This is a genomic window from Streptomyces misionensis, from assembly GCF_007896895.1.
GTDB lineage: Bacteria > Actinomycetota > Actinomycetes > Streptomycetales > Streptomycetaceae > Streptomyces > Streptomyces misionensis_A.
Genome location: NZ_VOGW01000187.1, coordinates 41,140 through 67,911, shown reverse-complemented (window position 1 = coordinate 67,911; position 26,772 = coordinate 41,140). Strand labels below are relative to the sequence as shown.

The 26,772-nt window shown below is 69.5% G+C and carries 20 protein-coding genes and 1 pseudogene; 13 read left to right on the top strand and 8 right to left on the bottom strand.

Annotation, left to right across the window (positions count from 1 at the left end; all coding sequences use genetic code 11):
• Positions 1 to 13: 13 nt before the first annotated feature.
• Both FRZ03_RS32900 and rpsF read right to left on the bottom strand, forming a co-directional pair.
• Positions 14 to 424, bottom strand: a pseudogene (locus FRZ03_RS32900) (single-stranded DNA-binding protein); the annotation flags it as partial.
• Positions 425 to 497: 73 nt separating this feature from the next.
• Entirely contained in the window at positions 498 to 788 is a 291-nt protein-coding gene (gene rpsF / locus FRZ03_RS32895; protein WP_070028831.1) for a 30S ribosomal protein S6, read from the bottom strand.
• A 293-nt stretch (positions 789 to 1,081) separates the two neighbouring features.
• On the opposite strand from rpsF, the gene FRZ03_RS32890 reads away from it, so the two are divergent.
• The 3 genes from FRZ03_RS32890 to FRZ03_RS32880 all read left to right on the top strand — a co-directional run bounded on the left by FRZ03_RS32890 (position 1,082) and on the right by FRZ03_RS32880 (position 3,761).
• Positions 1,082 to 1,393: a hypothetical protein gene (locus tag FRZ03_RS32890; protein ID WP_146468724.1), complete on the top strand. Its 312-nt coding sequence runs from the start codon at positions 1,082 to 1,084 to the stop codon at positions 1,391 to 1,393.
• Positions 1,394 to 1,524: 131 nt separating this feature from the next.
• Entirely contained in the window at positions 1,525 to 2,646 is a 1,122-nt protein-coding gene (gene femX, locus FRZ03_RS32885) for a peptidoglycan bridge formation glycyltransferase FemX (RefSeq protein WP_146468723.1), read from the top strand.
• 83 nt (positions 2,647 to 2,729) lie between these two features.
• Entirely contained in the window at positions 2,730 to 3,761 is a 1,032-nt protein-coding gene (locus tag FRZ03_RS32880) for an alanine racemase (RefSeq protein ID WP_070028834.1), read from the top strand.
• Between the two features lie 73 nt (positions 3,762 to 3,834).
• Here the strand turns inward: FRZ03_RS32880 and FRZ03_RS32875 are convergent, their stop codons facing one another.
• Positions 3,835 to 5,379, bottom strand: a complete 1,545-nt coding sequence (locus FRZ03_RS32875; protein ID WP_186785750.1) for a glycosyltransferase family 87 protein — start codon at positions 5,377 to 5,379, stop codon at positions 3,835 to 3,837.
• Positions 5,380 to 5,507: 128 nt separating this feature from the next.
• On the bottom strand, positions 5,508 to 8,216 hold the full coding sequence (locus FRZ03_RS32870) for a transglycosylase domain-containing protein (RefSeq protein ID WP_146468721.1): 2,709 nt from the start codon (positions 8,214 to 8,216) through the stop codon (positions 5,508 to 5,510).
• Positions 8,217 to 8,612: 396 nt separating this feature from the next.
• Between FRZ03_RS32870 and FRZ03_RS32865 the strand changes: the two genes are divergently transcribed.
• The 3 genes from FRZ03_RS32865 (at position 8,613) to FRZ03_RS32855 (ending at position 11,869) form a co-directional block, all read left to right on the top strand.
• Positions 8,613 to 9,296, top strand: coding sequence for a PadR family transcriptional regulator (locus FRZ03_RS32865; RefSeq protein WP_146468720.1), 684 nt, complete (start codon positions 8,613 to 8,615; stop codon positions 9,294 to 9,296).
• 43 nt (positions 9,297 to 9,339) lie between these two features.
• Entirely contained in the window at positions 9,340 to 10,422 is a 1,083-nt protein-coding gene (locus FRZ03_RS32860; protein ID WP_070028837.1) for an inositol-3-phosphate synthase, read from the top strand.
• A gap of 145 nt (positions 10,423 to 10,567) precedes the next feature.
• The gene (locus FRZ03_RS32855; RefSeq protein ID WP_146468719.1) at positions 10,568 to 11,869 is read left to right on the top strand and encodes an MFS transporter; all 1,302 of its coding nucleotides are present in this window, start codon (positions 10,568 to 10,570) and stop codon (positions 11,867 to 11,869) included.
• Positions 11,870 to 11,936: 67 nt separating this feature from the next.
• On the opposite strand, the gene FRZ03_RS32850 is transcribed toward FRZ03_RS32855, so the two are convergent.
• Positions 11,937 to 13,379, bottom strand: a complete 1,443-nt coding sequence (locus FRZ03_RS32850; RefSeq protein WP_146468718.1) for a CCA tRNA nucleotidyltransferase — start codon at positions 13,377 to 13,379, stop codon at positions 11,937 to 11,939.
• A gap of 277 nt (positions 13,380 to 13,656) precedes the next feature.
• On the opposite strand from FRZ03_RS32850, the gene FRZ03_RS32845 reads away from it, so the two are divergent.
• From FRZ03_RS32845 to trxA, 7 genes are all read left to right on the top strand, one after another.
• Positions 13,657 to 16,029: a DUF6049 family protein gene (locus tag FRZ03_RS32845; protein ID WP_146468717.1), complete on the top strand. Its 2,373-nt coding sequence runs from the start codon at positions 13,657 to 13,659 to the stop codon at positions 16,027 to 16,029.
• Between the two features lie 46 nt (positions 16,030 to 16,075).
• Positions 16,076 to 18,460, top strand: a complete 2,385-nt coding sequence (murJ, locus tag FRZ03_RS32840; RefSeq protein WP_146468716.1) for a murein biosynthesis integral membrane protein MurJ — start codon at positions 16,076 to 16,078, stop codon at positions 18,458 to 18,460.
• Between the two features lie 118 nt (positions 18,461 to 18,578).
• Entirely contained in the window at positions 18,579 to 20,297 is a 1,719-nt protein-coding gene (locus FRZ03_RS32835; RefSeq protein ID WP_146468715.1) for a protein kinase family protein, read from the top strand.
• 26 nt (positions 20,298 to 20,323) lie between these two features.
• Positions 20,324 to 21,070, top strand: a complete 747-nt coding sequence (gene sigM / locus FRZ03_RS32830) for an RNA polymerase sigma factor SigM (RefSeq protein WP_146468714.1) — start codon at positions 20,324 to 20,326, stop codon at positions 21,068 to 21,070.
• Entirely contained in the window at positions 21,067 to 22,005 is a 939-nt protein-coding gene (locus tag FRZ03_RS32825) for an anti-sigma factor family protein (RefSeq protein WP_146468713.1), read from the top strand. Before sigM ends, FRZ03_RS32825 begins: the two co-directional genes overlap by 4 nt.
• 168 nt (positions 22,006 to 22,173) lie before the next feature.
• Positions 22,174 to 23,145 carry a thioredoxin-disulfide reductase gene (gene trxB, locus FRZ03_RS32820; RefSeq protein WP_146468712.1) on the top strand — a complete coding sequence of 324 codons (972 nt, stop codon included), beginning with the start codon at positions 22,174 to 22,176 and terminating at the stop codon, positions 23,143 to 23,145.
• A 57-nt stretch (positions 23,146 to 23,202) separates the two neighbouring features.
• Positions 23,203 to 23,532 (top strand): thioredoxin, encoded by a 330-nt coding sequence (gene trxA, locus FRZ03_RS32815; protein WP_070028846.1) that lies wholly within the window; start codon positions 23,203 to 23,205, stop codon positions 23,530 to 23,532.
• Positions 23,533 to 23,607: 75 nt separating this feature from the next.
• Here trxA and FRZ03_RS32810 read toward each other — a convergent pair whose 3' ends face one another.
• The 3 genes from FRZ03_RS32810 to FRZ03_RS32800 all read right to left on the bottom strand — a co-directional run bounded on the left by FRZ03_RS32810 (position 23,608) and on the right by FRZ03_RS32800 (position 26,590).
• Positions 23,608 to 24,225 (bottom strand): GNAT family N-acetyltransferase, encoded by a 618-nt coding sequence (locus tag FRZ03_RS32810; protein WP_146468711.1) that lies wholly within the window; start codon positions 24,223 to 24,225, stop codon positions 23,608 to 23,610.
• Positions 24,226 to 24,419: 194 nt separating this feature from the next.
• On the bottom strand, positions 24,420 to 25,520 hold the full coding sequence (locus FRZ03_RS32805; protein ID WP_146468710.1) for a ParB/RepB/Spo0J family partition protein: 1,101 nt from the start codon (positions 25,518 to 25,520) through the stop codon (positions 24,420 to 24,422).
• Complete coding sequence (locus FRZ03_RS32800) at positions 25,517 to 26,590, bottom strand: ParA family protein (protein WP_146468844.1); 1,074 nt, start codon at positions 26,588 to 26,590, stop codon at positions 25,517 to 25,519. The genes FRZ03_RS32805 and FRZ03_RS32800 overlap by 4 nt, the downstream gene beginning before the upstream one ends.
• Positions 26,591 to 26,772 lie beyond the last annotated feature (182 nt).

Genomic DNA, 26,772 nt, shown 5'->3' with positions numbered 1-26,772 from the left:
GCTCGTCCGAGTAGCCGCCACCGCCGCCGTAACCGCCCTGGCCACCGCGGCCGCCACCACCGGAGGTCTTGGTGACCTTGGCCGTGGCATTGCGCAGGCTGGGGCCGACCTCGTCGACGTCCAGCTCGTAGACCGTGCGCTTGACGCCCTCACGGTCCTCGTAGGACCGCTGCTTCAGCCGGCCCTGCACGATCACGCGCATGCCTCGCTGGAGCGACTCGGCGACGTTCTCCGCCGCCTGGCGCCAGACCGAGCAGGTCAGGAAGAGGCTCTCGCCGTCCTTCCACTCGTTGGTCTGACGGTCGAAGGTGCGGGGAGTGGACGCGACACGGAACTTCGCGACCGCCGCACCGGACGGGGTGAAGCGCAGCTCGGGGTCGTCGACAAGATTGCCGATGACCGTGATGACGGTCTCGCCTGCCATGGGGGAACCTCTCGGCGGGTTTGCTGCTGGCTGCTTGCTGCTACTCGAATCCCGGGATCAGCCGAGCGAAAGCTCAGTGGGTCTCGGGACGGAGGACCTTGGTCCGGAGGACCGACTCGTTCAGGTTCATCTGCCGGTCGAGCTCCTTGACGACCGCAGGCTCGGCCTGCAGGTCGATGACCGAGTAGATGCCCTCGGGCTTCTTCTTGATCTCGTAGGCGAGACGACGACGGCCCCAGGTGTCGACCTTCTCCACCTTGCCGCCGCCATCACGGACGACGGACATGAAGTTCTCGATCAGCGGGGAGACCGCACGCTCCTCGAGATCGGGGTCGAGGATGACCATCACCTCGTAGTGACGCATGTGGAACCCACCTCCTTTGGACTCAGCGGCCACGGTCGTTCCGTGGCAGGAGGGTCGTAATGCGTTCGCAACGGTATCGGCCGCCACTGACAATCAGGGGTTTCCACTGACGATCAGACGACGATCACGGGTCGGGAGGATTCCCCGCCGTGGATCCGGGCAGACACCGGTGCAGACGGTACAGACTACCCGCACACCCGCTTCCGGTTGAAATCCGGCTGGGAGGGCCGTCAATCTGTACACCTCGGGTGTGTACGGCGCTACGATGCGCCGCCTTCCGCAGGAGGTGCCCCATGGCAGAGGCCTTTCAGCCGAACACCGCCGGATCCCTCTTCGCCAGCGACGGCAAGACCCATCCGCTCCCGGACACCCTGATGGCCGTGACGCTGGTGCTCGGCCTGCTGTCCTTCATCACCGCGTTCTTCCCCGGCCTGCATCTGCTGACGTCCTGGGCCGGCCTGGTGGGGATCCTCACCGGCGCGTACGGGCAGTGGGTCTCGGTGACCACCCGCGAGCGCTTCGGGCTCGTCCTGGGTCTCGGCGCCGCCGGAATCGGCCTGCTGATCGGCATGTCGAACGGCGGTCTGTTCGGCGGGCTCTTCTGACCCGTCCCCTTGCGGGCGGATCCTTCTGAGCCGTCCGCCCGGTCGGGGCGCTCACCCGGGCAGTAGGCTTCGGCGCGAGAGCCGGAGCCCCTGTACCCATGGGGACACACCAGCCCGAGGAGCGCCCCGACATGAGCCTGACCCTGAGGACCATCAGCCGCGAGCAACATCTGGCCTACATCCAGAGCCTGCCGTCGGCGAGTCACATGCAGGTCCCGGCCTGGGCAGACGTGAAGGCGGAGTGGCGTTCGGAGAACCTCGGCTGGTTCGACGAGCGCACCGGTCAGCTGGTCGGCGTGGGCCTGGTCCTCTACCGCCAGCTGCCCAAGATCAAGCGCTACCTCGCCTATCTGCCCGAGGGCCCGGTCATCAACTGGTACGCGCCGAACCTGGACGACTGGATCCAGCCGATGCTGGCGCACCTGAAGCAGCAGGGCGCCTTCTCCGTGAAGATGGGCCCGCCGGTGATCATCCGGCGCTGGAACGCCGAGACGATCAAGAAGGGCATCCAGGACCAGGACGTCAAGCGCCTGCGCGACCTGGAGGCCGACTACATCGAGCCGCGCGCCTTCGAGGTGGCCGACAAGCTGCGCCGCATGGGCTGGCAGCAGGGCGAGGACGGCGGCGCCGGCTTCGGCGACGTGCAGCCCCGCTACGTCTACCAGGTGCCGCTGGCGAACCGTTCCCTGGAAGAGGTCCACAAGAACTTCAACCAGCTGTGGCGGCGCAACATCAAGAAGGCCGAGAAGGCCGGCGTCGAGGTCGTCCAGGGCGGTTACCAGGACCTCGCCGAGTGGCAGCGGCTGTACGAGATCACGGCCGTGCGCGACCACTTCCGGCCGCGCCCGCTGTCGTACTTCCAGCGCATGTGGACGGCCCTCAACACCGAGGACCCCAACCGCATGCGGCTGTACTTCGCCCGGCACAACGGCGTGAACCTCTCCGCGGCGACGATGCTGATCGTCGGCGGCCACGTCTGGTACTCCTACGGCGCCTCCGACAACATCGGCCGCGAGGTCCGCCCGTCGAACGCGATGCAGTGGCGGATGCTGCGCGACGCCTACGCGCTCGGCGCCACCGTCTACGACCTGCGCGGCATCTCCGACTCGCTGGACGAGTCGGACCACCTGTTCGGCCTGATCCAGTTCAAGGTCGGCACGGGCGGGCAGGCCGCGGAGTACCTCGGCGAATGGGACTTCCCGCTGAACAAGCTGCTCCACAAGGCGCTCGACATCTACATGTCGCGCCGCTGAGCCGCCGGCGTTTGATTCCATAGGGTTCACAGCACTCACACCACCGATACACCTCAGCCACGAGAAAGGGTCCGGGTCCGGCCATGGCGCTCACGCTCTACGTCGACACCGCGCGCTGGCGGGCGCACCACAAGCATGTGCAGGAGCAGTTCCCGGGCCTGGTACCGGTCTGCAAGGGCAACGGCTACGGCTTCGGGCACGAACGGCTGTCGGAAGAGGCCACGCGGCTCGGCTCGGACCTGCTCGCCGTCGGCACGACGTACGAGGCCGCGCGCATCAAGGATTTCTTCAGTGGTGACCTGCTGGTGCTGACGCCCTACCGGCGCGGCGAGGAGCCCGTGCCGCTGCCCGACCGGGTCGTGCGTTCGGTCTCCTCGATCGACGGCGTGTACGGCCTGGTGGGTGCCCGGGTCGTCATCGAGGTGATGTCCTCGATGAAGCGGCACGGCATCAGCGAGCAGGACCTGCCGCAGCTGCACCAGGCCATAGAGAACGTCCGCCTCGAAGGCTTCGCCATCCATCTGCCGCTGGACCGCACCGACGGCTCGGACGCCGTCGAGGAGGTCATCGGCTGGATGGACCGGTTGCGCGCGGCCCGGCTGCCGCTGCACACGATGTTCGTCAGCCACCTCAAGGCCGACGAACTGGCCCGGCTCCAGCAGCAGTTCCCGCAGACCCGGTTCCGCGCCCGCATCGGCACACGGCTGTGGCTGGGGGACCACGAGGCGACCGAGTACCGCGGTGCCGTCCTGGACGTCACGCGGGTGGCCAAGGGCGACCGGTTCGGCTACCGGCAGCAGAAGGCGGCCTCCGACGGCTTCCTGGTGGTCGTGGCGGGCGGTACGTCGCACGGGGTGGGCCTGGAGGCCCCGAAGGCCCTGCACGGCGTCATGCCGCGCGCCAAGGGCGTCGCCCGCGCCGGTCTCGCCACGGTCAACCGGAACCTCTCGCCGTTCGTCTGGGACGGCAAGCAGCGCTGGTTCGCCGAGCCGCCGCACATGCAGGTGTCGATCCTGTTCGTCCCCTCGGACGCAGCGGAGCCCAAGGTCGGCGACGAGCTGGTGGCCCATCTGCGCCACACCACGACGCAGTTCGACCGCATCGTGGACCGCTGAGGCACGAGTTCGCGAGAAGGCCGTACACGGCGCTCCGTGTACGGCCTTCTTCATGCCCTGGAGGAGCGTTCGCTCAGAGCGAACCACCCTGCTGGGACGGCGATTCCGGCCTGCCCCAGTCCACCTGCGGCGCCTCGTGGTGAACGGCGTGCCGGGGCGGACGGGCCGCCGCGCCCAGGACGAAGACGTCATCCGCCCCGTCGAGCACCCCGCCCGAGGGGTCGTCGTCCCCGGACCTGCGCACCACGTCCCGCTCCGGCTTCAGGATGTCGCGGACGACGACGGCGCACAGGTACAGCGTGCCCAGCAGGTGCAGCACGATCGCCCAGTGGTAGCCGTGCGTCGGCAGGCCCTTGTGGGCGTCCCCGCTGGTCGTGTACGCGAGGTACATCCAGATGCCGAGGAAGTACGCCACCTCGCACGCCTGCCAGATCAGGAAGTCCCGCCACTTGGGCCGGGCGAGGGCCGCCAGCGGTACGAGCCACAGCACGTACTGCGGCGAGTAGACCTTGTTGGTGAGGACGAAGACCGCGACGATCAGGAAGGCCAGCTGGGCGAAGCGCGGCCGGCGCGGGGCGGTGAAGGTGAGCACGGCGATACCGAGGGCGCACAGCACCACCAGCGCCGTCGCGGCGGTGTTCACGAAGCCGGTACCGGGCGGGTTGCTGGAGTTCTGGGACCAGATCAGCCAGAACGAGCCGAAGTCGACGCCCCGGTCCTGGCTGAACGTGTAGAACTTCGACCAGCCCGGGAAGGCGAACAGCATCACCGGCAGGTTCACCACCAGCCAGGCGACCGCCGCGCCGGCCACGGCCTGCCCGTACTCCCGCCATTTGCCGGCCCGCCAGCACAGCACGAGCAGGGGGCCGAGCAGGAAGACGGGGTAGAGCTTGGCGGCCGTGGCGAGCCCCAGGAGGACGCCGAAGGCGACCGGACGACGGCGGGACCACATCAGCATCGCGGCGGCCGTCAGTGCCACCGCCAGCAGGTCCCAGTTGATGGTGGCCGTCAGCACCGCGGCGGGTGCCAGGGCGACCAGGAGGCCGTCCCAGGGGCGTCGGCGGTGGGTGCGGGCCACGCAGACGGCGAGGACGGCCGTGCAGACCATCAACATGGCGGCGTTGACGAACCAGTACCACTGCTCCTGGTCCTGGATGCTGCCGCTGTGCGGGGTCAGCCAGGAGGCCACCTGCATGAAGACCCCGGTCAGCACCGGGTATTCGAGGTAGCCCATGCCGCCGGAGAGATCGTCCGGGAGCTTGTCGAAATAGGGCACGAGGTGGTCGGCGAAGCCACGGCCCTGGTAGAGGTGCGGAATGTCCGAGTAGCAGGCCTTCGTGTACTGGGAGCTCGCGCCGAAGAACCAGGCACTGTGGTAGCACGGTGCCTTCTGGACCAGGCCGAGGGCGAACATGCCGATCGCCACCAGTGCGACGACCCGGACGGGCGTCCACCAGGAGGTCCTCAGCCGGGCGTAGCGCCCGATGGGGCCGCCGATCAGCTCACTGCCGACCGCTGCGACCTCGTCCTCCCTGGTCGGCCGCACCGGCTCCGAGGGGGCGGATCGCTCCGGCTCGGGCTCGCGCACGCCCGCGGGTGTCATCTCTGCACTGGGCATGGACCACATCCTGCCGTACCCGTCCAGGAAAACGCGGAGGGCCGCCGCACCTCGCGGTGCGGCGGCCCATGTTTCACGTGAAACGCATATGGCGGGCGATATGACCGCCAATCGGCCGGACGGCCGGGTCAGCCCGTCGGGTCTCCCCAGAAGCCTCCCGGGCCGGTGCCCCGGTTGTCTCCGTTGGGATCGGTGGCCGACGTCGAGGGAGACGGACCACCGCCCCCGCCGGGGCCGCCGTTGCCGTTGCCGTTGCCCCCGCCGTTGCCATTGCCATTGCCCCCGCCGTTGCCATTGCCGTTGCCGCCGTCGCTGCAGCCGAAGAAGCCGCAGGTCTGGCTGTTCGACGGGCTCGGGGAGGGCCCGCTGTCGCTCGGCGACGGGCTCGTGCTCGGGCTGGAGGACGGGCTCTGCGTGATCGACGGGGACGGCGTCGGAGTCGGCTCGGGGTTGACGACCATGCCGATGGGCTGGGGCGCCGGGAAGGTCAGCGCCGGCTGGCCCTGGAGCGCCTCGGCCATGTAGTCGTGCCAGATCTCCGCCGGGAACGAGGCACCGTGGATCTTCTTCTGGCCGCCCGTTCCGTACATCTCCAGGAACGTCCGCTGCTTGTTGTTCGCGTTGTCGTCCAGACGGAACATGCTGATCGCGGTGGACAGCTGCGGGGTGTAGCCGACGAACCAGGCCGACTTGTTGCCGTCGGTGGTACCGGTCTTGCCGGCCACCTCACGCCCGGGCAGCCGGGCGCTGGTACCCGTGCCCTTGTCGACCACGGTCCGCAGGACGTCGGTGACGTTGTTCGCCACGTTCGGGTCGAAGGCGTCCTTCGGCGCCGCCTTGTGCGTGAAGACGACCCCGTCCTTGTTCTCGACCCTGTCGACCGAGTACGGATCGTTCTGCTTCCCGCTGGCGGCGAAGGTGCCGTAGGCCCCGGCCATGCGGATGGCGCTCGGGTCGGAGGTACCGATCGAGAAGGACGGGTAGTTGGCGCTGGCCAGGCTGCTCTCCAGCACACCCGCGTCGAGCGCGGACTGCTTCACCTTGTCCAGGCCCACGTCCATGCCGAGCTGCACATAGGCGGAGTTCACCGAGAACTGCATCGCCTCGCGGAGGTCGATCTTGTAGTCCGGCGGGTTGCCGACGTTGTCATCGCCGTCGTTGGTCTGGAGCCACTCCTTGCCGTCCTTGTCGGTCCAGACCGTGTGGTCGTACTTCTCGATCTTCAGCTTGTTCTTGCCGCTGTACAGGCTCTTGGGGGAGACGATCGTGCGCTGGTCGGACCCCTGGTCCGGCGGGCCGTGCGGGTCCCGGACACCCCACTTCATCGCGGCCGCCAGCACGAAGGGCTTGAACGTCGAACCCACCTGGGCACCGGTCGAGTCGGCGTTGTCGGTGAAGTGCTTGGTCGCGTCCTCACCGCCGTAGATGGCCTTGATGGCACCCGACGCCGGGTCCACCGAGGCACCGCCGAACTGGACGTGGGTGTCCGTATCCGGGCGCTGCTTGGGCTTGATGTTGGCGTCCCGGACGTTCTTGACGGCGGCTTCCAGCGCGTTGACCTTCTTCTTGTCGAAGGTCGTGTAGATCCGGTAGCCGCCCTTCTGCAGATCGTCCGCGGTGACGTGGGTCTTGTCGCTGTTGTTGATCAGGTAGGACTTGGCGAGGTCGACCAGGTAACCGACCTGACCGCTGAGCCGGCTGTTGGACCGCGGGTTCTGCCAGTGCGGCAGCGTGCGGTACTTGTCGCGCTCGGCGGCGCTGAGGTGGCCGTACTTGACCATCTTGTCGAGGGTGTCCTGCATCTGCCCCAGGGCGCGCTTCTGGTTCGCCTGCGCCGTGGCGTTGGGGTCGAGGGACGTCGCGCCGGCCGGATCGTAGTAGGTGGCGCCCTTCAGCATCGCCGACAGGAAGGCGCACTGGCCCGGGTTGAGGTCCTTGGCGTCGACGTTGAAGTAGGCACGGGCGGCCGCCTGGATGCCGTAGGCGCCGCGGCCGAAGTACGCCGAGTTCAGATAGCCGGCCATGATCTTCGGCTTGGGGACGGTGGCGCCCACCTTGATCGCGACGAAGATCTCCTTGAACTTGCGGGAGAGGGTCTGCGACTGGTCGTCCAGCATGGCGTTCTTCACGTACTGCTGGGTGATCGTCGAACCGCCCTGGGTCTGACCGCCCCGGGCCATGTTGAAGATCGCGCGCCCGATGCCCGCCGGGTCGACACCGCTGTCCGTCTCGAAGGTCTTGTTCTCCTGGGAGATGACGGCGTAGCGCATCTCCCTGGGGATGTCCTCGTAGTTGATGATCTGGCGGTTGGTCTCACCGCCGGTGGCGACCATCACCGATTTGTCGGACCAGTAGTAGACGTTGTTCTGGGCCGTCGCCGTCTTGGCCACGTCGGGGACGCTCACCATCGCGTACCCGATGCCGGCCACGGCCACCAGGCAGCCGACGAAGCCGATGAACATGCCCGACACGAGCTTCCAGGACGGCACCCAGCGGCGCCATCCGTACTTGTTCGCGCGGGGATAGTCGATGATCCGCTTCTTGCCGGGCGGTGCCGTACGTCCCCGGCCGCGCCCTGGTCCGGTGGGCCCGCCCGGGCCGCCGCGGCGGCCCCCGGGTTCGGCCCTGCGGCGTCCGCCGCCGTTTCTCTGGGCCGCGCGCCGGGCCTCGGCGCGGCCGCCGAGCGGCCGCTCCGTGTCTCCCGGAGAGTCGGCAGGCGATCCGCTGGCGCCTCGCGGTGCCGCGCGGCGGCCGGGGGACGAGCCGGGCTGGCCACGTCGGGCCGCGGCACGTCCGCCTCCCTGCGGCTGCGGCGGTTTGCGACGGTGCTCGCTCATCGAACGATTACTCCTCGGGCAGGCGCACCCGTGCGCGCCTGGAACGGCGGCTGGTTTCCGGTCCCCCCGGCGTACGGATGCGGTCGGTCACGCATTCACCCGTACTGCACCGGGGACGACGACGCTCCCCAGGCGTCGCATGGTTCCCGGTGGTCTGCATGCCGCACAGACTACGCACCGCCAAAACCCGCCGAGCCCCGAAGTTCACCGCAAACCAGGCAAGTTGCCTCCTACGAATCGGTTATGTGATCCCGTTCACCACCGCCCCCCTTGTCCCCTGGGATACGCCGTTCTATCGTCGGGATGTATCGAGTCGATACATCAGCGCGAGATAAAGACGCGTTGAGAGGCACGGAGAGACCCGCGGAGGAAACCGCGGGCCGAGAGGAGGCGACGATGAGCCGGCGCTCCGGCATCCTTGAGTTCGCCGTGCTCGGCCTGCTGCGCGAGTCCCCCATGCACGGCTATGAGCTGCGTAAACGACTCAATACGTCCCTGGGTGTGTTCCGTGCGTTCAGCTACGGGACCTTGTATCCCTGCCTCAAGACGTTGCTCGCCAACGGCTGGTTGACCGAGGAACCCGGCAACACCCACGAGGACGCCCTCGCCGCTCCCCTCGCCGGACGCCGCGCCAAGATCGTCTACCGGTTGACGGCGGAAGGTAAGGAGCACTTCGAGGACCTGCTTTCGCAGACCGGCCCCGACGCGTACGAGGACGAGCACTTCGCCGCACGGTTCGCCTTCTTCGGGCAGACCTCGCGCGATGTGCGCATGCGCGTGCTGGAGGGCCGGCGCAGCCGCCTGGAGGAGCGCTTGGAGAAGATGCGCGCCTCCCTGGCTCGTACGCGGGAGCGGCTGGACGACTACACACTTGAGCTCCAGCGCCACGGAATGGAGTCCGTGGAGCGCGAAGTGCGCTGGCTGAACGAGCTCATCGAGAGCGAGCGAGCCGGACGGGACCTGAGGGGTTCCGCGTCCGGGGGGTCCGCTCAACAGGACACCACCACTGGATCGACGGGCGGCCTGCCCCGTCCGGGGGACACCTCCCGGACGGATACGCCCGACGACACCGCCACGTGAGTCCCAGTCAGGGCCTCACTCGTACACACAGGGAGCAACCGGAATGGGTTCGGTTCGCGTAGCCATCGTCGGCGTGGGCAACTGCGCCGCGTCGCTGGTGCAGGGAGTCGAGTACTACAAGGACGCCGACCCGGCGGCCAAGGTCCCCGGTCTGATGCACGTGCAGTTCGGTGACTACCACGTGCGTGACATCGAGTTCGTGGCCGCGTTCGACGTGGACGCCAAGAAGGTCGGCCTCGACCTGGCGGACGCCATCGGCGCCTCCGAGAACAACACCATCAAGATCTGCGACGTGCCGAACACCGGCATCACCGTGCAGCGCGGCCACACCCTCGACGGCCTCGGCAAGTACTACCGCGCCACCATCGAGGAGTCGGACGCCGAGCCGGTCGACGTCGTCCAGATCCTGAAGGACAAGCAGGTCGACGTCCTGGTCTGCTACCTGCCGGTCGGCTCCGAGGACGCGGCGAAGTTCTACGCCCAGTGCGCCATCGACGCCAAGGTCGCCTTCGTCAACGCCCTTCCGGTCTTCATCGCCGGTACCAAGGAGTGGGCGGACAAGTTCACCGAGGCCGGTGTCCCGATCGTCGGTGACGACATCAAGTCCCAGGTCGGCGCCACCATCACGCACCGCGTCATGGCCAAGCTGTTCGAGGACCGCGGTGTCATCCTGGACCGCACGATGCAGCTGAACGTCGGCGGCAACATGGACTTCAAGAACATGCTCGAGCGCGAGCGTCTCGAGTCCAAGAAGATCTCCAAGACGCAGGCCGTCACCTCCCAGATCCCCGACCGGGACCTCGGCGAGAAGAACGTCCACATCGGCCCGTCCGACTACGTGGCCTGGCTGGACGACCGCAAGTGGGCGTACGTCCGCCTCGAGGGCCGCGCCTTCGGTGACGTTCCGCTGAACCTGGAGTACAAGCTCGAAGTCTGGGACTCCCCGAACTCCGCCGGTGTCATCATCGACGCCCTGCGCGCCGCGAAGATCGCCAAGGACCGCGGCATCGGTGGCCCCGTGCTCTCCGCGTCCTCCTACTTCATGAAGTCCCCGCCGGTCCAGTACTTCGACGACGAGGCCCGCGAGAACGTCGAGAAGTTCATCCGCGGCGAGGTCGAGCGCTAACTCGGCCCAGCGCGGCGCGCTGGCGGCGCGTGACGCGACGCGCCCCGGCGTGGAACCGCTCGCACAAAAATCGCTCCTGCCAGGGCTGTGAAGGTCCCCGGGTCCTCCGACCCGGGGACCTTCCGCATATGTGAGGCTGTGCCCCATGCCCGTCGTCCGTGACCTGCGCGTCCTGCTGCGCCTGCGGTACTTCCGGCGTCTGCTGTACGTCCGTCTGCTGTCCCAGGGCGCCGACGGTGTCTACCAGATCGCGCTCGCCGCCTATGTCGTCTTCTCCCCCGAGAAACAGACCTCGCCCGCCGCGATCGCCTCTGCGATGGCGGTGCTGCTGCTCCCCTACTCGCTCATCGGCCCCTTCGCGGGCGTCCTGCTGGACCGCTGGCGGCGCCGTCAGGTGTTCGTCCACGGCAATCTGCTGCGCGCGCTGCTGGCTGCCGGCACCGCCCTGCTGATGGCGGGCCACGTACCGGCCTGGCTCTTCTACGCCTCCGCGCTGTGTGTCACGGCCGTCAACCGCTTCATCCTGGCCGGGCTGTCCGCAGCCCTGCCCCGGGTGGTCGACACCGATCGACTGGTGATCGCCAACTCCCTGTCCCCGACGGCCGGCACGCTCGCCGCGACGGTCGGCGGCGGACTCGCCTTCGGGGTACGGCTGCTCTCCTCGGGGTCCGATGCCGCCGTGGTGCTGCTGGGCGCCTTTCTGTATCTGTGCGCGGCAGCCGTCTCCCTGAGCATGGCCCCCACCCTCCTCGGCCCCGACCGGCAGCAGCTGCAACCGCATCTGACGACCGCGCTCGCCGACACGGCGCGCGATCTGTTCGCGGCCATGAGGCACCTGGCCACCCCGGGACGCAGGGGCGCGGCCTGGGCGCTGGGCTCGATGACGCTGATGCGCTTCTGCTACGGCGCGCTCCTCGTCCTGCTGCTCATGCTCTGCCGCTACTCCCTCGCGGCCACACCCGAGGAGGGACTGCGGCTGCTCGGCCTGGCGCTGGCCCTCTCCGGCGCGGGATTCTTCGTGGCGGCCGTGGTGACACCCTGGGCGGCGGGACGGCTGGGACCGATCCGCTGGATCGTGGTGTGCTCGGCGGCGGCCGCGCTGCTGGAACCCGCGCTCGGTCTGCCCTTCGCCACCGCACCGCTGCTCGTCGCGGTGTTCGTGCTCGGGCTGATCACCCAGGGCGCCAAGATCGCCACCGACACCATCGTCCAGGCCGGCGTGGACGACGGCTTCCGGGGGCGGGTCTTCTCGGTCTACGACGTGCTCTTCAACGTGGCCTTCGTCGGTGCGGCCGGGGTGGCGGCCCTGATACTCCCGCCGGATGGCAGATCACCGGCACTGGTCGCCCTGGTGGCCGCGATCTACGCGGTCGTGGCCGTCTTCTTGGCGCACTTCGAGCGGCTGCGCGGGGCAGAGACACGGAAAGAGGGTCGATGTTTCACGTGAAACATCGACCCTCGGCACGGTCGGCCCGAAGGATGTTTCACGTGAAACACCGGCCGGGCCCCTGCGCTCACTCCTGCCCGGCCCACCACTCCTTGAGCGCGGCCACCGCGGCATCGCGCTCCATCGGACCGTTCTCCAGCCGCAGCTCCAGCAGGTGCTTGTACGCCTTGCCGATCACCGGGCCGGGACCGACGCCCAGGATCTCCATGATCTGGTTGCCGTCGAGGTCCGGGCGGATCGCGTCCAGCTCCTCCTGCTCCTGCAACTGGGCGATGCGCTCCTCCAGGCCGTCATAGGCCCGGGACAGCGCGGTCGCCTTCCTCTTGTTGCGGGTGGTGCAATCGGAGCGGGTCAGCTTGTGCAGGCGTTCCAGCAGGGGGCCCGCGTCACGGACGTAGCGGCGGACCGCCGAGTCCGTCCACTCCCCGGTGCCGTAGCCGTGGAAGCGCAGATGGAGCTCGACCAGCCGCGAGACGTCCTTCACCAGCTCGTTGGAGTACTTCAGGGCGGTCATGCGCTTCTTGGTCATCTTGGCGCCGACCACCTCGTGGTGGTGGAAGGAGACCCGGCCGTCCTTCTCGAAGCGGCGGGTGCGCGGCTTGCCGATGTCATGCAGCAGCGCGGCCAGCCGCAGCGTGAGGTCGGGGCCGTTCTCCTCCAGCGCGATCGCCTGCTCCAGGACGATCAGCGTGTGCTCGTAGACGTCCTTGTGCCGGTGGTGCTCGTCACGCTCCAGACGCAGCGCCGGCAGCTCGGGCAGCACATGATCGGCGAGCCCGCTGTCGACGAGCAGGGTCAGCCCCTTGCGCGGGTGCTCGGAGAGAACCAGCTTGTTCAGCTCGTCCCGGACCCGTTCCGCCGAGACGATCTCGATGCGCCCCGCCATGTCCGCCATGGCGGTGACGACCTCGGGCGCGACCTCGAAGTCCAGCTGGGCGGCGAAGCGCGCGGCGCGCATCATCCGCAGCGGGTCGTCCGAGAAGGACTCCTCCGGTGTGCCCGGCGTCCGCAGCACCCGTGCCGCGAGGTCCTCCAGGCCACCGTGCGGATCGATGAACTCCTTCGCCGGCAGTGCCACGGCCATCGCGTTGACCGTGAAGTCCCGGCGGACCAGGTCCTCCTCGATGGAGTCGCCGTAGGACACCTCGGGCTTGCGCGAGGTGCGGTCGTACGCCTCCGACCGGTAGGTGGTGACCTCGATCTGATAGCCGTCCTTCTGGGCGCCTACGGTGCCGAAGGCGATCCCCACCTCCCAGACGGCGTCCGCCCAAGGCCGGACGATCTTCAGTACGTCCTCGGGGCGGGCATCGGTGGTGAAGTCCAGATCGTTGCCGAGCCGGCCGAGCAGTGCGTCGCGCACCGACCCGCCGACCAGGGCGAGGGAGAACCCGGCCTCCTGGAATCGGCGGGCGAGATCGTCGGCGACCGGCGCCACCCGCAGCAGCTCGGTGACCGCGCGCTGCTGCGCCTGGCTCAGGGCGGAGGGAGTGTCTTCGTTGGGGTTCGGCACAACAGAAGAGGGTACGTGGCCCGGGCCCTCCGGGGCTCCCCCATAAGGCGCGGGCCGTCCCGCCGGGGCGGGGTGCGGACAGCTCCCGGCATACCCGTGCAAGCGCTGCCCTTGCGGCGTACGACCTCTCTCCCCTCGATACTGGATATAGAGGACAGGTCGTCGCCGCTCGGCGATCTTGTGACGAGACCGCGGCACTTCCGCTCCGCGCGCATCGTTACCATGCGGGGACGCACATTCCGACGACCACTGACGACGACGAGGGACGGGCGAGCGCGTGGCCGAGGCGGCTGACTTCCAGGGGACCAGTGCCTCACCTGCGCGCCGCTGGCTGCGGCGCACCGGAGCGCTGCTCGCCGGGGCGCCACTGCTGGCCGGACTGCTCCAGCTGCCCGCCGCCGCGCCCGCCCAGGCCGCGTCCGGGGATCCGGTGTCGGTCTCCCTGGACTCGCTGAGCCCAGGCGCCCCCACCGACGGCGACACCCTGACCGTCTCCGGCACGGTGACCAACAACGGCAAGCAGACCGTCACCGGCGCCCATGTGGGCCTGCGGGTCGGGCCGATGCTGAACACCCGCTCGGAGATCAGCTCGGTGGCCCGCCACCCCGACGATCTCCAGGGCGCCGGCGGCACCGAGATCGGCGGCAAGTACGAGCAGAAGTTCGCCAAGCTGGCGCCGGGCATCGCCGAGCACTTCAGCATCTCCGTCCCGGTGGACAAGCTGGACCTCGGCGCGGACGGCGTCTATGAATTCGGGGTCGCGCTGTCCGGGCAGACCTCCGCGCAGCCCTGGCAGCAGCTGCTCGGCGTGCAGCGGACGTTCCTGCCGTGGCAGCCGTCCGACGCCGGCACCAAGACGCGGACGACGGTCCTGTGGCCGCTGCTGTCGACCGTCCACATGACGGCCAGAACCGGCGCCGGCGAGCTGCAGACGCCCGAGTTCCTCAACGACGACCTGGCCAAGGAGCTGGCGCCGGGCGGCCGTCTGGCCCAGATGGTCGACCTGGGCAAGGACCTGGACGTCACCTGGGTGATCGACCCGGACCTGCTGGCCTCCGTGGACGCCATGGCATCGGGCAACTACCAGCTGCCGGGAGACGGCGGCACCACCACGCCCGGCCCCAAGGATCACCAGGCGCTCGCCAAGCAGTGGCTGGCGGATCTCCAGAAGGCGGTCGTGGGCAAGGAGGTCGTCGCACTGCCCTTCGCCGACCCGGATCTCGCCTCCCTCGCCCACCGCGGCACCAGCGTCACCGGCTCCCTGAGCCACCTCAAGGACGCCACCGACGTCGCCGCCACCACCGTGAAGACCGTGCTCCATGTCACACCGAGCACGGACTACGCGTGGCCCGTGGACGGCGCCGTCGACCCGTCGATCATGAGGGTCGCGACCTCGGCCGGCGCCGACCGGGTGATCGCCCGCAGCGACAGCCTCCAGGAGACCGACGGGCTGTCGTACACGCCCTCGGCGGCCCGTCCGGTCGGCGGCGGCACCACGGCGATCGTCGCCGACGCCAAGCTGTCCACGGCCTTCGAGGGCGACCTGACGAAGGCCGGCCCGGCCACACTCGCCGTCCAGCAGTTCCTGGCCCAGAGCCTGGAGATCAACGCCCAGACGGACCAGCAGCGCAGCATCGTCGTCGCGCCGCAGCGCATGCCCACCGCGGCCCAGGTCCAGGCGATGGCCACGGCGGTGAAGGCGCTCCAAGGCGGTACCTGGTCCCAGGCCCAGGACCTGACCGCGGCGGCCAAGGCCAAGCCCGACCCGAACGCCACCACGCGCATCCCCTCGACCTCCGCCTACCCCTCCGCCCTGCGCCGGCAGGAGCTGCCGGTCTCGGCCTTCGGGCAGATCGCCAGCACCCAGGACAAGCTCGACAACTTCCAGGTGATCCTCTCCGACCAGTCCCGCGTGGTGACGCCGTTCGGGCGGGCCATAAACCGCGGGATGTCCACGTCGTGGCGCGGCCGGGAAGAGGCGGGTGACAGCTACCGCAGCGGGGTCGAGTCGTGGCTCGACGATCTGTCCCGGCAGGTCAAGCTGATCGACAAGTCGGAGACCAAGCTCTCCGGACGCAGCGCGACCATCCCGGTGACCGTCCAGAACAACCTGGTCCAGCCGGTCGGCCATCTGGTGCTGCGCCTCAGCTCGACCATGCCGACCCGTCTGAAGATCGGCGGCAAGGCCTACTCGGAGCAGCGCGTCGACATCGCCGGCGGCCACGCCCAGTCGGTGAAGTTCAGCACGTCGGCCAACGCCAACGGCCGGGCGACGGTGACCGCCCAGCTGTACACCGAGGACGGCCAGGAGTACGGCGCCCCCGTCACCTTCGATGTGAAGGTCACCGAGGTCACGCCCACGGTGATGCTGGTCATCGGCGGCGGTGTGCTGCTCCTCGTCCTCGCCGGCTTCCGGATGTACACCCAGCGCAAGCGCGCGGCCGCCCGCCAGGCCGGGGAGGGCGGACCGGGCGAGGCGGGGGAGCACTCCGACGAGCCGGGGAACCCCGACGGGCCCGGGGACCGTCTCCCGGGGGAGTCCGACTCCGCCTCCGGGGCAGACGACCCGGAGCAGCCGAGTGACCCTGCGCCGGACACCGCACCGGAAAGCACCGACCCGTCCGGGACGGGTGAGAGAGTGGACCGTTGAGCGATGTCGTGGCCGGTGGGCCCGGGACGATGAGGTGGGGTAAGGCATGAACGCGCCGTACGACGGTGACCGCGGCCAGGGCGCGGCCGGCTCGGGCTACCCCGAGACGCCGCCCGACCCCGGCCAGGTGCCGCCGCAGCAAGCGGCGGACATGTACCTCCAGGACGCCTACGAGCAGGACCCCTACCGGGCGCACGACCTGACCGCCCAGGACCCGGTCGCCGAGGCGCTCTACGACCGTGCCGCGCACCCCCCGCCGCCCCCGGACGGCCACGAGCAGCCGCTGTACGGCCGGCCCGCCCAGTCGCCCTACGCACCCGATCCGCGGGTGTGGGCGCAGACCCCGGCCCCGGAGCCCGACGGCGCGGCGCCCTACCTGCCCTACGGCGACGATCCGCGCACCACCCAGTTCGTGGGGGTGGACGACCTGGTCTCGCACTCCGGCGAGGAGTACCACGAGCCGGACGCCTTCGCCCATCTCTTCAAGGACCAGCAGCACAGCGGCGGCCATCTGCCGATGGACTCCGCGGGCGTCCCGGGTCCCGCCGCGGCGCCGGGCAACGGTCAGGGGGCCGGTGGGCAGTACCCGCCGGACTACGGTCAGCACCCGCAGCAGCCGAACCCGTACGCGGGCGCCGGATACCAGTCCGCGCCGTACGCCGCCCACAACCCGATGCAGCCCCCGGTGCCGGCTCCGGCCGGGGCCGCCGAGCCAGCGGGTCCGGCGGGCCCCGCGGCCGAGGCGGCCATGGCACCCGCGGCCTCCGTCGCGACCGCCGCTCCCGCCCCCGCGAAGAAGGGCGGCAAGGCCGGCGGGCTGCTGAAGTCCAGCGCCGTCATGGCGGCGGGCACCCTGGTCTCCCGGCTCACCGGCTTCGTCCGGTCCGCGCTGATCGTCTCCGCGCTCGGCCTCGGCTTCCTCGGCGACTCCTTCCAGGTCGCCTACCAGCTGCCGACCATGATCTACATCCTCACCGTGGGCGGCGGCCTCAACTCGGTCTTCGTGCCGCAGCTGGTCCGCTCGATGAAGGAGGACGAGGACGGCGGCGAGGCCTTCGCCAACCGGCTGCTGACCCTCGTCATGGTGGCGCTGGCCGCGCTGACCGCCCTCGCGATGTTCGCGGCCCCCCTGCTGGTCCGCATGCTGTCCAACCCGGTCGCCAGCAACCCGGCGGCCAATGAGGTCGCGGTCACCTTCACCCGCTACTTCCTGCCCTCGATCTTCTTCATGGGCATCCACGTGGTGATGGGTCAGGTCCTCAACGCCCGCGGCAAGTTCGGCGCGATGATGTGGACCCCGGTCCTGAACAACATCGTCATCATCGTGACGCTGGGCATGTTCATCTGGGTCTACGGCACCGCCGCGCACTCCCACATGACGGTCACGAACATTCCGCCGCAGGGTCAGCGCCTGCTCGGCGTCGGCGTGCTGCTCGGCCTGGTCGTGCAGGCGCTGGCGATGATCCCCTATCTGCGCGAGACCGGGTTCCGGATCCGGCCGCGGTTCGACTGGCGCGGCCACGGTCTGGGCAAGGCGGCGGCGCTCGCCAAGTGGACGTTCCTGTTCGTGCTCGCCAACCAGGCCGGCGCCATGATCGTCACCCAGCTGTCCACCGCGGCCGGCAAGGAATCCGGCGTCTCCGGCACCGGCTTCGCCGCCTACGCCAACGCCCAGCTGATCTGGGGCCTGCCCCAGGCCATCATCACGGTCTCCCTGATGGCCGCCCTGCTGCCGCGCATCTCCCGCTCGGCCGCCGAGGGCGATGGCGGCGCCGTACGCGACGACATCTCGCAGGGCCTGCGGACCACCGCGGTCGCCATCGTCCCGGTCGCCTTCGGCTTCGTGTCGCTGGGCATCCCGATGTGCACCCTGATCTTCGGCAGCTCTGGCACCAGCTCGGCCACCAACATGGGCTACATGCTGATGGCCTTCGGTCTCGGCCTGATCCCGTTCTCGGTGCAGTACGTCGTCCTGCGTGCCTTCTACGCCTACGAGGACACCCGCACTCCCTTCTACAACACCGTCATCGTCGCCGCGGTCAACGCGGGCGCTTCGGCGCTGTGCTTCTTCCTGCTGCCGGCCCGCTGGGCGGTCGCCGGCATGGCCGCCGCGTACGGCGTCGCCTACGCGATCGGTGTGGTCGTCGCCTGGCGTCGGCTGCGCAAGCGGCTGGGCGGCGACCTGGACGGCGCCCGGGTGCTGCGGACATACGCGCGGCTGTGCATCGCCTCCGTACCGGCTGCCCTGCTCAGCGGCGCGGCCTGCTACGGCATCGGGCACAGCCTCGGCCAGGGCGTCATCGGCTCCTTCGCGGCGCTGGTCGTCGGCGGAGCCGTTCTGCTGGGTGTCTTCTTCGTCGCCGCGCGCCGGATGCGGATCGACGAACTCAACTCGCTCGTGGGAATGGTGCGCGGGCGTCTGGGTCGCTGAGGCGGGGGTAGGGGCACAACCATCGTCCGCCCCCGCGTGTCGTGCATAGCGGCGGACTGTGGGCACAATTGGTTTCGGCGTCGGACAGCGTGCAACGGATGGGGAGGCAGGGACGACGGTGGCGGAACGGAGCACGGCTGCCGTCGACGTGGCAGACAACAGCGGCGAGCAGCCGCTGACCGCGAAGGCGGACCAGTCCACGGCCGACGGGGTGGCCAAGAACCCGGAGCGGGACACGGACGGTGACGGGGCGCAGGGGAGTGACGCGAAGGGTTCCTTGAAGCAGGCCTCGCCTCCGGAACTGCACAGCGGTCACAAACTCGCCAGACGCTACCGGCTGGAGGAGTGCGTCACCCGACTGGACGGGTTCAGCAGCTGGCGTGCCGTCGACGAGAAGCTTCGTCGGGCGGTCGGTGTCCATGTGCTGCCTGCGGATCATACGCGGGCTCGGTCCGTGCTCGCCGCCGCACGGTCCTCCGCGCTGCTCGGCGACCCGCGCTTCGTCCAGGTCCTCGACGCCGTCGAGGAGAACGACCTCGTCTACGTCGTGCACGAATGGCTGCCCGACGCCACCGAGCTGTCCACGCTGCTCACGGCCGGCCCGCTGGAACCGCACGACGCCTACCAGATGGTCAGTCAGGTGGCCTCCGCCATGGCCGCCGCGCACCGCGAGGGCCTTGCCCATCTGCGGCTGAACCCCAACGCCGTGCTGCGCACCTCGACCGGGCAGTGGCGCATCCGCGGCCTCGCCGTGAACGCCGCGCTGCGCGGCATCAGCTCCGACACCCCGCAGCGCACGGACACCGAGGCCATCGGCGCCCTGCTGTACGCGGCGCTGACCCAGCGCTGGCCCTACGAGAACGACGCCTACGGCCTGTCCGGCCTCCCGAAGGACGTCGGCCTCATCGCACCGGACCAGGTGCGGGCCGGTATCCACCGCGGTCTGTCCGAACTGGCCATGCGGGCCCTCGTCAACGACGGTGCCACCGCGTCCCGGCACGAAGCGGCGTGCACCACTCCCGAGGAGCTGGTGAAGGCGATCAGCGAGATGCCCCGCATCCGCCCGCCGGAGCCGACGTTCACGGCACCGCCGGAGTACCAGCGCACCACGTACCAGCAGGGCACCTACGGCCGCCCCGCAGTGCACCCCGGCGCCACCCAGCCGATCGCGCCACCGCCGCCCCCGTTGCAGAGCCGCACCGGAAAGGCCCTGAAGTGGGCGGTCTCCGCCCTCCTCATCGCCGCACTCGGTCTCGGCAGCTGGCAGCTGGCCGATGCCCTGATGGACCAGGGCGGCAAGTCGAACGACACCAACAAGAGCCAGACCACGGACGACGGCGACAAGACCGCCGGCCGGCCGCAGACGACGCCGATAAAGATCCAGGGCGGCCAGGAGTTCGTCGCCAAGGGCGACGCCCAGAGCGCCGGTGATGTCGCCAAGACGTACGACGGCAATCCGTCGACCTACTGGAAGACGAAGTCCTTCAACGAGGGGCCGTCCATCGCGCCGTACAAGCCGGGTGTCGGCATCGTCTACGACCTCGGCTCGGCCACGCAGCTCGGCACCGCCACCCTCGATCTGCGCTACGGCGGCGACCACACCACGGTGGAGCTGTACGCGGCGGACTCGCTGAACCCGGCGTCGCTGGACTCGATGACCCGGATCGGCAGTGCCACCACCACCGGCACCACCGCTACGGTGAAGGTCGCCAAGCAGCTGAAGACGCGGTACGTCCTCGTCTGGTTGACGGCCGTGCCGAACTCCGGCTACGACTCCCAGCTGTACGCCAGCGCCGGTTACAAGCAGGCCATCGGCGAAGTGAAGTTCACGGGCTGACGTCTCACCCGGACCGGAGGGGACAGATGGCAGAGGGCGCCGAGTACGGCGGTGTGAGCGACCACGACCTGCTCGCCCGCCATGTGCAGGGCGACCCCGATGCCTTCGGCGAGATCGTACGGCGGCACCGGGACCGGCTCTGGGCGGTCGCGCTGAGGACGCTGGGCGACCGCGAGGAGGCCGCCGACGCGGTGCAGGACGCCCTGGTGTCGGCCTACCGGGCCGCGCACACCTTCCGGGGGCAGTCGGCGGTGACGACCTGGCTGCACCGGATCACGGTCAACGCCTGCCTGGACCGCGCCCGCAAGGCGGCCTCCCGCAAGACCGCCCCGGTGGACGACACCGAACGGCTGGAGCAACTGCTGGAGCCGCACGAGTCCGCCTCCGCGCCGGCCGAGCGCAACGATCTGCACCGCCAGCTCATCGAGGCGCTCGGCACTCTGCCGCCGGAGCAGCGGGCCGCGCTGGTCCTCGTGGACATGCAGGGCTATCCGGTCGCCGAGGCGGCGCGGATCCTCGATGTGCCGACGGGGACGGTGAAGAGCCGCTGCGCCCGGGGCAGAGCCCGGCTGCTGCCGCTGCTCACCCATCTGCGTCCCAGCCGCGGGGGAGCCCCCCGGCCCGAATCGTCCGGCGGGGAAGAGAGCGGCCGGGGACGGAACCGGGGGCAAGGGGCTTCCGTCCCATCCGCAACGGAGCCCTCCGACGGAGGGCTCCGGGACCCGGGACCGACCGATTCAGCCGTAGTGAAGGGCGGAGGTGGGCGAGCGTGACAGCGACGACCGACGCGGCCGGGCACCCGGACGTCACGGAGATCTCCGACCTCGCCGAAGGCCTGCTCCCCGCCGGGCGAGGCACGGACGTACGGCGTCATCTGGGCGCCTGTGAGCTGTGCGCGGACATCTACGCCTCGTTGGAGGAGATCCGGGGGCTACTGGGGTCCTCCCCGGCGGACGAGCCGATGCCGGCCGACGTGGCGCAGCGGATCGATGCCGCCCTTGCCGCCGAGGCTCTGCTCCATGCCTCTGCCCCTGAGGAGGAGCCCGCAGGTGATGTTTCACGTGAAACATCGGCCCCGGCGGATCGTGCGGCCCCGGCGGATCGTGCGGTCTCGGCTCCGGTCGGCCGTCCCGGCGGTCGGCCGCATGCGGCGACCGGGCCGGGGCGGAAGCCGGGCAGGGAAAGGAGCGGGCGGCGGCGCCGGGCCGTGGTGCTGGGTGGTGTGCTGACCGCCGCCGTTCTGGGTGCCGGTGCGCTGGTGCTCCAGTCGCTCGGCGGCGGAACGTCCACCACGGCCCACGGCAAGCCGAGCGCGTCCGCGGAGAGTTTCTCCGGCGCCAGCGTCCAGAACCAGGTGCGGGAGCTGCTGGGAGCGAAGAAGGGCCTTCAGCGAAGCCCGGCCACCCAGCAGCCGCGATCGGGCAGCGGCGTCCAGCCGAACACCCCGCAGTCGACCGAGAGCGCGAACACGCTCCTCCAGCCGCAGGTTCCGGTTCCGGACTGCGTGCGGCAGGCGATTCCCCGAGGGGAGCAGGCACTGGCGGCGAAGAACGGCTCCTACGCCGGGAAGAGCGCCTATCTCGTGGTCCTGCCCGATCCTCAGAACAGTGCGCGCGTCACCGCCTATGTGGTCGACGCCGCCTGTGTGGGGCAGCCGTCCACCACCGTCGGCAAGGTTCTTCTGAAGCAGCCCGTCGCCCGTCCCTGAGCCGGGTCCCGGTCCGGCGTGGCGTCCCCGTTCGCTCCGTCGTGTGCCGCACGCGTGTGCCCGGACACAGCGGGAATGCGCGCCCCGTAGGATCCGTTGGGTGGGGTGAGAGCTCCGAAAGGGGCATCCACCGGTCACTGACGCAGACCAGAGACGAGGAATCAAGCCGTGAGCGACGTCCGTAACGTGATCATCATCGGCTCCGGGCCCGCAGGCTATACGTCGGCGCTGTACACCGCCCGTGCGTCGCTGAAGCCGCTGGTGTTCGAAGGCGCCGTCACCGCCGGTGGTGCGCTGATGAACACCACCGAGGTGGAGAACTTCCCGGGCTTCCGCGACGGCATCATGGGCCCCGACCTCATGGACAACATGCGGGCGCAGGCCGAGCGCTTCGGCGCCGAGCTGATCCCCGACGACATCGTCTCGGTCGATCTGACCGGTGAGATCAAGACCGTCACCGACACCTCGGGCACGGTCCACAAGGCGAAGGCCGTCATCGTCACCACGGGCTCCCAGCACCGCAAGCTCGGCCTCCCGAACGAGGACGCGCTCTCCGGACGCGGCGTCTCCTGGTGCGCCACCTGTGACGGGTTCTTCTTCAAGGACCAGGACATCGCCGTGATCGGCGGCGGCGACACCGCGATGGAGGAGGCCACCTTCCTCTCGCGCTTCGCCAAGTCCGTCACGATCGTCCACCGCCGGGACACGCTGCGTGCTTCCAAGGCGATGCAGGAGCGCGCCTTCGGCGACCCGAAGATCAAGTTCGTCTGGGACAGCGAGGTCGCCGAGATCCAGGGCGACCAGAAGCTCTCCGGGCTGAAGCTGCGCAACGTCAAGACCGGTGAGCTGTCCGAGCTGCCCGTGACGGGGCTGTTCATCGCGATCGGCCACGACCCGCGCACCGAGCTGTTCAAGGGCCAGCTGGACCTCGACGAGGAGGGCTACCTGAAGGTCGCCGCCCCGTCCACCCGCACCAATGTGACCGGTGTCTTCGCCGCCGGTGACGTGGTCGACCACACCTACCGACAGGCGATCACCGCGGCCGGCACCGGCTGCTCCGCCGCTCTGGACGCCGAGCGCTTCCTCGCCGCCCTGGCGGACGAGGACAAGGCCGAGCCCGAGAAGACCGCCGCGGTCTGAGCCTTCCTCTCAGCTTTCCTTCCCCGCCTACCCCACGACCAAGGTAAGGAGCCCAGAGTGGCCGCCCTGAAGAACGTGACCGACGCCTCCTTCGAGGAGGACGTCCTCAAGAACGACAAGCCCGTGCTGGTGGACTTCTGGGCCGCCTGGTGCGGTCCGTGCCGCCAGATCGCCCCTTCCCTTGAGGCGATCGCCGCCGAGCACGGGGACAAGATCGAGATCGTCAAGCTCAACATCGACGAGAACCCGGCCACGGCCGCCAAGTACGGCGTCATGTCCATCCCGACTCTGAACGTCTACCAGGGTGGCGAGGTCGCCAAGACCATCGTCGGCGCCAAGCCCAAGGCCGCGATCGTGCGCGACCTCGAGGACTTCATCGCCGAGTGATGTTTCACGTGAAACACGAATGGGCCAACCCCCGAGGGTTGGCCCATTCGCTTATGTCCCTCCGGCGAGCGCCGGCTAGAGCGGCCTCAGCGCGGGTTCCTTCTGGACGGCGCCCAGCAGCCGGTCGATCGCCATCTCGACGTCCTCCTTCCAGGAGAGGGTGGAACGCAGCTCCAGCCGCAGCCGAGGATGCGTGGGGTGCTGTCGTACCGTCTTGAAGCCCACGGCCAGCAGATGGTCGGCCGGCAGCAGACAGGCGGGCTCCTTCCAGCGGGCGTCTCCGAAGGCCTCTATGGCCTTGAAGCCCCGGCGGAGCAGATCCTTGGCGACCGTCTGCACCAGCACCCGTCCGAGGCCCTGACCCTGGTATCCGGGCTTGATGAAGGACGTGATCAGCTGGACGGCGTCGGGAGAGATCGGGCTCGTGGGGAAAGCCGCCGAGCGGGGGACGTAGGCGGGAGGGGCGTAGAGCACAAAGCCCACCGGTGCGTCATCGACGTAGACCACGCGTCCGCACGAGCCCCAGTCGAGCAGCACAGCGGAGATCCAGGACTCCTTCTCCACGGCGGCCGTGCCGCCCTTGACCGCCGCCTCGCCGCTGACGGGGTCCAGTTCCCAGAAGACACATGAGCGACAGCGTTGGGGAAGGTCCTGAAGATTGTCCAGAGTGAGCGGCACAAGCCGACGCCCCATGAAAGCCGTTCCTCGCTTCCGTCACCGACCACCACAGCGCGGGCGGTCGTCAGAGCACTGCGCTTCCTGATCGGCATCGTATCCACGAAGCGATTCGCTCGATACTGCCCCAAAGCAAAGAGCGGGCCGTGTTCCGGTACACACCGGACACGGCCCGCTCGATGCCCGGACCCAACCGTCCGGGGCGCCCCGGATCAGTCGTCCTGGTCGTCGTCGGCATTCTCCTGAAGGTCCTTGGGAAGGACCGGGCCCTCGCCCGGTGCCAGGGTGCCGAGAATCCGCTGGAGGTCCTCCACGGAGGCGAACTCCACGGTGATCTTGCCCTTCTTCTGCCCGAGGTCGACCTTCACCCGGGTCTCGAAGCGGTCGGACAACCGGGTCGCCAGCTCGTTCAGCGCCGGGGAGAGCCGGGAGCCGGCCCTCGGCCCCTTGGGCCGCTGCGGCTTCTGAGGCCGCGAGCCCATCAGGGTGACGATCTCCTCGACGGCCCGCACCGACAGCCCCTCGGCCACGATGCGGTGGGCCAGCCGGTCCTGCTCCTCCGAGTCCGCCACGGACAGCAACGCCCGGGCATGGCCGGCGGAGAGGACCCCGGCGGCGACCCTCTTCTGGACCGTCGGCGAAAGCTTCAGCAGCCGCAATGTGTTGGAGACCTGCGGCCTGGAGCGTCCGATCCGGTCGGCCAGCTGGTCGTGGGTGCAGTTGAAGTCCTTCAGCAACTGGTCGTAGGCGGCGGCCTCTTCCAGCGGGTTCAGCTGCGCGCGGTGCAGGTTCTCCAGCAGCGCGTCCAGGAGGAGCTTCTCGTCCTCCGTGGCCCGGACGATGGCCGGGATGGCCTCCAGGCCGGCCTCACGGCAGGCGCGCCAGCGGCGCTCGCCCATGATCAGCTCATAGCGGCCGGGGCCCAACTGCCGTACGACGACCGGCTGGAGCAGACCGACTTCCTTGATGGAGGTGACCAGCTCGTGCAGGGCGTCCTCGTCGAAGACCTCGCGCGGCTGGCGCGGGTTCGGCGTGATGGCGTCGAGGGGGATCTCGGCGAAGTGGGCGCCCATCGGCGGCGTGGGCGTCTCCTTGGCGGGGCTCGCCGACGGCTCCTCGGTTTCCCGTGAAACGGGCGGCAGCGAGGCCACCTTCGCCGCGGCCACTCCGCGGTCCGTCGTCATGACCGGCCCCGCGGCGGAAGAGACGGACGGTCCCCCTCCCAACGCGGTCGGGACCGGGTTCTTCTCGACCGGTGCGGCAGGGATCAGCGCGCCTAGTCCTCGGCCGAGCCCCCTCCGTCGCTCACTCACTGGATCCCCTCCACCATGCTCGGGTCGCTCTGGGCGCCGACGTGGGCCTGGCTCGCGTCATAGCTGATGCCAATGCCCCGCAGCGCGATTTCTCGGGCCGCCTCAAGATACGAGAGGGCACCGCTCGATCCAGGATCGTAAGTCAGCACCGTCTGCCCGTAGCTCGGCGCCTCGGAGATACGGACCGAGCGGGGAATGCTCGTCCGCAGCACCTCGTCACCGAAGTGGCTGCGCACCTCTTCCGCGACCTGGGAGGCGAGACGCGTCCGGCCGTCGTACATGGTGAGCAGGATGGTCGATACATGCAGGCCGGGGTTGAGGTGCCCCCGCACCAGATCGACATTGCGCAGCAGCTGACCCAGGCCCTCCAGCGCGTAGTACTCGCACTGGATCGGAATGAGCACCTCCTGGCCCGCGACCAGGGCGTTGACCGTCAACAGGCCGAGCGAGGGCGGACAGTCGATGAGGATGTAGTCCAGCGGCTGTTCATACGCCTGGATCGCGCGCTCCAGCCGGCTTTCCCGTGCCACCAGGGACACCAACTCGATCTCCGCACCGGCGAGATCGATGGTGGCCGGGGCGCAGAAGAGTCCCTCGACGTCCGGAACGGGCTGGACGACCTCGGCGAGCGGCTTGCTCTCCACCAACACGTCATAGATGGAGGGAACCTCGGCGTGGTGGTCGATCCCGAGTGCCGTGGACGCGTTGCCCTGCGGGTCCAGGTCGATCACCAGGACCCGGGCACCGTGCAGAGCCAGTGAGGCGGCAAGGTTGACGGTCGTCGTCGTCTTGCCCACGCCACCCTTCTGGTTGGCGACCACCATGACACGGGTCTGCTCCGGGCGTGGCAGGCCTTCGCCGGCGCGGCCGATGGCCTCCACCGCCAGTTGGGCCGCACGACCGATGGGGGTGTCGTCCATCGGAGGCGGTGTTTCACGTGAAACATCCGCCCCCATCGACTCGGTACGGGGACCGGGGACCGGATCGGTCATCGGTCCCGCGATGTTGGCGTCGGACCGCAAGGATTCACTCTCCTCGACTTCAGGCTCGCAATGAACAGAGCCTCCCATGCCTTCGGGGTCGTGAACCAGTGAGGTCCGGTCTTCTGTGGAGAAATCCACCTCTGTGGACAACTCCGTGCCCCCGGAGGGGGACGGAGCTGCCCGGACAGTGGGATCGGGGCCCTCTCCCAGGGAACCGAGAGGCTTCCGGTCGCGGGGTTCGGCCGCAGCGCGGCCGCGACTGATGATGC